Source organism: Terriglobus sp. ADX1 (assembly GCF_036877645.1).
GTDB lineage: Bacteria > Acidobacteriota > Terriglobia > Terriglobales > Acidobacteriaceae > Terriglobus.
The window spans coordinates 172,175-178,213 of the sequence record NZ_JAEDXV010000006.1 but is presented as its reverse complement, the minus strand read 5'-3'; the positions used below and the strand labels follow the sequence as shown (position 1 = coordinate 178,213).

At 57.5% G+C, this 6,039-nt stretch carries 6 protein-coding genes and 1 pseudogene; 1 reads left to right on the top strand and 6 read right to left on the bottom strand.

The features are described from left to right. From JAO32_RS06295 to JAO32_RS06275, 5 genes and pseudogenes are all read right to left on the bottom strand, one after another. Positions 1 to 507 (bottom strand): annotated as a pseudogene (locus JAO32_RS06295) (hypothetical protein); the annotation flags it as partial. A gap of 34 nt (positions 508 to 541) precedes the next feature. After that, positions 542 to 1,531, bottom strand: a complete 990-nt coding sequence (gene ftcD, locus JAO32_RS06290) for a glutamate formimidoyltransferase (RefSeq protein ID WP_334238605.1) — start codon at positions 1,529 to 1,531, stop codon at positions 542 to 544. Between the two features lie 24 nt (positions 1,532 to 1,555). Beyond that, entirely contained in the window at positions 1,556 to 2,284 is a 729-nt protein-coding gene (locus tag JAO32_RS06285) for an acyloxyacyl hydrolase (protein ID WP_334238604.1), read from the bottom strand. Between the two features lie 75 nt (positions 2,285 to 2,359). Continuing rightward, complete coding sequence (locus JAO32_RS06280; RefSeq protein ID WP_334238602.1) at positions 2,360 to 3,100, bottom strand: YebC/PmpR family DNA-binding transcriptional regulator; 741 nt, start codon at positions 3,098 to 3,100, stop codon at positions 2,360 to 2,362. 83 nt (positions 3,101 to 3,183) lie between these two features. After that, the gene (locus tag JAO32_RS06275) at positions 3,184 to 3,702 is read right to left on the bottom strand and encodes a VOC family protein (RefSeq protein WP_334238600.1); all 519 of its coding nucleotides are present in this window, start codon (positions 3,700 to 3,702) and stop codon (positions 3,184 to 3,186) included. Between the two features lie 128 nt (positions 3,703 to 3,830). On the opposite strand from JAO32_RS06275, the gene JAO32_RS06270 reads away from it, so the two are divergent. Next, complete coding sequence (locus JAO32_RS06270; protein WP_334238598.1) at positions 3,831 to 4,766, top strand: hypothetical protein; 936 nt, start codon at positions 3,831 to 3,833, stop codon at positions 4,764 to 4,766. On the opposite strand, the gene lysA is transcribed toward JAO32_RS06270, so the two are convergent. After that, a complete protein-coding gene (lysA, locus tag JAO32_RS06265) occupies positions 4,763 to 6,031 on the bottom strand; it encodes a diaminopimelate decarboxylase (protein ID WP_334238596.1) in 1,269 nt (422 codons plus the stop codon). The two genes, JAO32_RS06270 and lysA, sit on opposite strands and share 4 nt — an antisense overlap. Positions 6,032 to 6,039 lie beyond the last annotated feature (8 nt).

Genomic DNA, 6,039 nt, shown 5'->3' with positions numbered 1-6,039 from the left:
GCAGTCCAGACCAGCCTTTACCGCAGCGCTGTCGCCGAAAATCATGGTCGTCTGATTGAGGAAGACCACGCTCATGCCAGCAGCACCCATCGGATACACGCTGTAGTTTCGCACCATGGTCGGCTTGGTCTTCTGCTTGACCCAGTTCGCCTGGATGGAAGCCGTGTTGAACTGGCCCTGCGCCACACCAAGCGTCCGCGTGTTGTTGCTGCCGCTACCACCGGGAATTCGGAAAGCCGCAAAAGCAAGTGTTTCCGTATCGCGATCCACCTTGAGACCGCTGGTTTTCAGCGCTGTTTCCAGGCGAACCAGTTCCGGCGGCATAATGCGCTGTTTCAGGTTCATGGCCGCAGGCGAAGCCTGCATGGAACGGTAGTCCACCACGATCAACTGCTGTATATCCTTAGGGATAGACGCTTTTGCATCGCCGCTCAATTGCGCTGCATGCGCCGCTCCTGCGGTCAGAACCGCAACCAATCCCATCAGCACTGTCCGTGCCATCTTCATTGCCTACTGCCTCCGTGCCACAACTTCTCTTATTTTAGACGTGCGCTGCAGAAACCGGTTCAGGCCACGCAAGGGGCCGAGACAGCTTCCGTTCCAGTACTTTTTCGTCCGGGTGGAACTCATTGGTTTGACGCAGCCATTCCGGTAGCGTTTCGCGGGCAATGATGGGGGCACATGCAGCCTCTGGAATCAGGCCGATGAGTTCACCCTCTGCCGTAGCGATGCCCATGCGCTTGGCCACGCGGCATACGGCTGCGTGGACCCGTTCGACAGGAGACGCATGGAAGTCCGTGATGTTCATGGAAACCTGCGCACGTCCGCCGACCAAGACTCCCATGGCCTTTACGCCCACCATGCCGCCGTTGGAGGCGCGCAATTCTTTGGCGATGGCGCGGGCCGCGTGCAGATCCGTGCTGTCCAGAAAGATGTTGTAAGCGATGAGGAACTGGCGAGCGCCTACAGCAACAGCTCCGGCAGAGGGATGGAGTTCGCCCAGACCCACATCAGGATGACGCGAGGAATCACGGCGAACGGCATCGCGAATACCTTCAAACTGGCCTCGGCGCACTTCTTCCAGGCGCATGCGATCCGGTCGCATGGCGGCTGCCTCATAGAAATACACGGGCACGCCAAAACGCCGCCAGATTTCCAGGCCTGCATGGTGTGCAAGTGACGCGCACTGGCCCAGGGAGTAATGGGCCACCGGAACAAAGGGAACCACATCCGCCGCGCCAATACGGGGATGCACGCCTGCCTGCTTTGTCAGATCGATGAGCTGGGCTGCGCGTCCCACTCCTCGAATGGCGGATTCTGCTACAGCTTCCGGCGATCCTGCAATGGTGACAACGCTACGGTTGTGTGTTGCGTCCATGGACCAGTCCAGAAGGCTTACACCGAAGACCTTCATGGACTGCACAATCTCGCGCACAATGCGCTCGTTACGTCCCTCAGAAAAGTTTGGAACGCATTCGACGATCGGTTCGTTCGTCGACGGGGGAGTTGCTTCGTACTGCTTTTCTGCCATCACTTCGAAACTTCTACATCCTGCCTATTTCCACCATGTGTAACCGATGGAAAATTGCACACTGGCATTCACGCCAGGGTTGCGGTCGCCCAGAGAGGCCGACGAAATATGTACTGCGTTCGCCCCAAAATCCAACGAACGGTTGGGCTGCAGAAAGTAATGAAGACCAACGCCACCCTGCGGCGTGAAGTTCCAGACACTGGCGTCAGAGTTCGGTCCCATGTTCTGCAGATTCACTTCGCCCTGACCATACGCCGGATACTTATGATTCGTCCAGAGAACGCCGCCTGCTGCCTGAGCCCAGGGCATGATCCGGTGGCCGTGGGTGAAGTTCCAGCGCAGGATGATCGGTGTGACAGAGACGCCATGGAAGGTGCCACCGACGGTATACGGGCCTACGCAATTGAAGACGTTCGGGTTAGGCGTACCCGTGCAGGAATAACGCTGGAATGTGGGCGTATTCGATTGCCAGTACGGGAAGACCTCCACCGCGTACTCAAAGTTGCCTTTGAAGAGTCCGCTGCCGTACTCGGGTGTGAGCACCTTACCAAGATGGCCGCCTGCCATGAAGAACTGGAAGTCATCGCGCTGATCGGTGACACCTTTACCGCCCTGAAACAGGACACCCATCTCCCACGGCGTATGTTTTGCCGCTGTGCTTACGGGCGATTCATTGGGCGCCATCTGACCGAATGCTGCAAGGGGGAACAGTCCCGCTACCGCTGCAAGAACCAAACGTTTTACCTGGGACATTCCACTCCTTCTTCCAGTGACAAGAGCAAAGCCGCCGGTATGCGGCGGCCGTTTGCCCTTATGTTCTCAATTGATTTACGCGGTAACCGCGGCTTCATCCATGTCGAAGTTGCTGTAGACGTTCTGCGAATCGTCCAGATCTTCCAGCACTTCCAGCAGACGCATCATTGCGTTTGCCTGCGAACCTTCCAGCTTCTGGTAGGTGCTGGGGATCATGGTGACTTCTGCATGTTCCGGCTTGAAACCAGCCTTTTCAACGGCTTCCTTCACGGCAACGAAGTCCTTGGGCGTGGTATAAATCTCCCAGTTCTCGCCTTCGTCGTTCAGATCGTCTGCGCCAGCTTCCAGAACTACTTCGGTCAGCTTCTCTTCGTCCGCGCTGTCCTTGGCAATGACGATGATGCCCTTCTTGGAGAACATGTAACCCACTGAGCCGGTTTCGCCCAGGTTGCCACCGTTCTTGCTGAAGGCATGACGGATTTCGCTGACAGCGCGGTTGCGGTTGTCCGTAAGCACGTCCACGATGACCGCGACGCCGCCGGGACCGTAGCCCTCAAAGGTGATTTCCTCGTAGGTAAGGCCTTCAATTTCGCCCGTGCCGCGCTGAACGGCCCGCTTGATGTTATCGGCGGGCATGTTCTCAGCCTTGGCTGCCAAGATGGCCGTGCGCAGACGCGGATTGCCATCGGGATCGCCGCCACCCTGCTTTGCTGCGACTGTGATTTCCTTGATCAGACGGGTGAAGACCTTGCCGCGCTTGGCGTCAGCTGCGCCCTTCTTATGCTTGATGGTTGCCCATTTTGAGTGGCCTGACATGGAACAAAACCCTGCTCTTTCCTATGATTCAACGCGTTTCGCCAGAAGCGGACGCAACAGGAAAAGTATAGCAAGCCGCAGTGTTATTGCACCTGTGCAGGTGTAGCCACCGAAGCTTCCTCTGCAGCCGACAATATGGGACGCAGATCGAGCGGACGGGTGACCATGCGAATGTTGCCGTTGGCATCCAGTGGCCACTCTTCCTTCGGTCGGTCCCAGTAGAGTTCCACGCCGTTGCTGTCCGGATCTGCGAGATAAATGGCTTCGCTTACGCCGTGGTCCGACGCTCCGTGGATAGGAACGCCTGCATTCAGCAGACGCTGTAGCGCCTTGCCCAGTTCCGCGCGCGTGGGATACACGATGGCAAGGTGGTACAGGCCAGTGGTACCTGCGGCAGGCGGCTGTCCGCCCTCGCTTTCCCAGGTGTTCAGGCCAATGTGATGGTGGTATCCGCCGGCAGAGATGAATGCAGCGCTATTGCCAAAGCGCTGGATAATCTCAAAGCCAAGGACCTCGTGATAGAACCACAGGGCGCGATCCAGGTCTGCCACCTTCAGGTGAACATGACCTATGCGCACGCCGGGATGTATTGCGTCACTCATAGCCTTTTAGATGATTCGACGTCGAAATGGATGCGAATTGTACGTTACGGCGTTATAACGGTGTGCATCTGAGTTAGTCAGATATTCAGTCGCGTAGTGCTGCAACACTTTGATTGAGGACTTCTGCTTTGAAACGCATTTCCATTGCCGTTCTGCTGCTGATCCTCGTTGTTGGAGGTGCCTGGTACGCATACGTCGCCCTCTCTACGACGGACGACGACACGCCGGATACTCCACTGGCGCAGGTTCCTCTTACATTTGACGATCAGGTTGTTATGGCGAATCTCGCCTGCGGCGGCCATGCCAGTGTGGATGCCAAGAAAGCCATCGCGTGCAGTACGTGTCCTCCGGGGTCTGATTTTGCCGGCGCCAGCAATGGGCCAGATGCCGGATGGAGCAGCGGCGGCGTGTTGACCGGAAGTTTTACGGCACCGGGTATGGATGAGGCGTTAATGCGCGCATCCGGTTGCGAATCACATGCAAATAATATGGGCGGCGATTTTCTTTTTCGCAGGAACGGGAGCAAGTGGTCACTCGTTCGTTATGCAAAATCCGCCATTGCAGATGACAAGTGCCTGAAGGCGCTGTGGGGACAGGGCAGAGATGCTGTGATCTGCGAGAGCGGTGACATGCATCAGGGAATTGCCAGCAGCGGCGTGCAGTTGATGACCTTTGACGCGGCCCAGCCATCCTTGCCGATGGACAAGGATCTTTATCGGAAGGTGAACTTCGTCGTTGCAGAAGACAGCAGCGGAAATTGCGGCTTTCCGATGGGGAATCCGCAACAGACACTGCAATTCGACAAGGTGGATCGTGCCTACCTGGTGCCTACGGATACCAGTCGGCCAAGTGTGACAGTGAAGGTGACATTGGCACGCGCAAAGGCGGGTAAACGGGGCGTGGCAACCTGTCCTGCGGCGCAACCGGAGAGCTACACCGTCACCTGGAAAAACCTCGGCGACCATTTCGAGGCCGCCGAGGGGTACGTTTCGTTAGCAGCGCGGGCTGCTGATACTTGTTGTGATCTGATGGTCGCATCGCGCGTGGAACCGATTCGCTACTAAAGGATTTCCGGAGCGAACAGTTCGTCGTACGTTTCGCGACGCCGAATCAGTCGCGCCTTGCCGTCTTCAATCAGAACCTCTGCCGGACGAACGCGCGTGTTGTAGTTGGAGCTCAGAGAAAGGCCGTAGGCTCCGGCGTCGAGTATGGCGATAAGGTCGCCCTGCTCAGTCTGCTGCAACGCGCGCGAACGGGCGAAGAAGTCGCCACTCTCGCATACCGGGCCTACGATGTCTGCTTCTTCCGTGGCTGCGGCTTCATTGAGAACGACCGGCACGATCTCGTGGTGCGCCTGATACAGCGCTGGACGAATCAAGTCGTTCATGGCTGCGTCGACGATGGTGAATTTCTTGTCGCCGTTAGCCTTGCGATACAGCACACGCGTCAACAAAGCACCTGCCTGACCGACGAGGAAGCGACCGGGTTCGAGCAACAAGTGGACATCCATCTTGCCGAGCGCGGACTGTAACGCGGCGGCATACTTCTGAACCTGCTGCGTTGCGTCAAAGGTCTTGTCGCCATACTCAATGCCGAGACCGCCACCTGCGTCGACGTTGCGGATATTGTGACCGTCTGCACGCAGTTCACGCACAAGGCTCAACGTCTTCTCAAGCGCTTCGGCGAAGGGTTCTACCTGACGGATCTGCGAACCGATGTGAACACTGACGCCTGTAGCTTCAATGGAAGGGAACTGCGCTGCACGAGCGTACACGGCACGTGCCAACTGAATGCCAATGCCGAACTTGTGTGCGCTGAGGCCGGTGGAGATGTAGGGATGCGTCTCTGCGGAAACATCCGGGTTCACGCGCAGAGCAATGCGCGCTTTCTTGCCGAGAGCCGCCGCCCGCGAGGCGAGCAATTCCAGCTCCGGTTCGCTCTCCACGTTGAATTGCAGGATGTCTGCGGCGAGTGCTGCGTCCATCTCTTCGGCGGTTTTGCCCACGCCGGAGAAGACGACGCGCGATGCCACTTCTGGTCCGCCTGCTTTGAGCACGCGAGCAAGTTCGCCGCCGCTGACAATGTCAAAGCCACATCCTTGCGCCGCGAGCATTTTGAGAATGGCGAGCGAGGAATTCGCCTTCACCGCATAGCAAACAGTGTGCGGTGTACCGGTGAAAGCGCTTTGAAACAGCCCAGCGCGTTCGGAGATCTGTTTTGCGGAGTACACATACAACGGCGTGCCGAAGGTGTCGGCCAGCCCTGCTACATCAACGCCATCACATACGAGTCTTTGCCCGGAGTAGGCAAACGGTCTTCCCTGATCCATAGATTCCA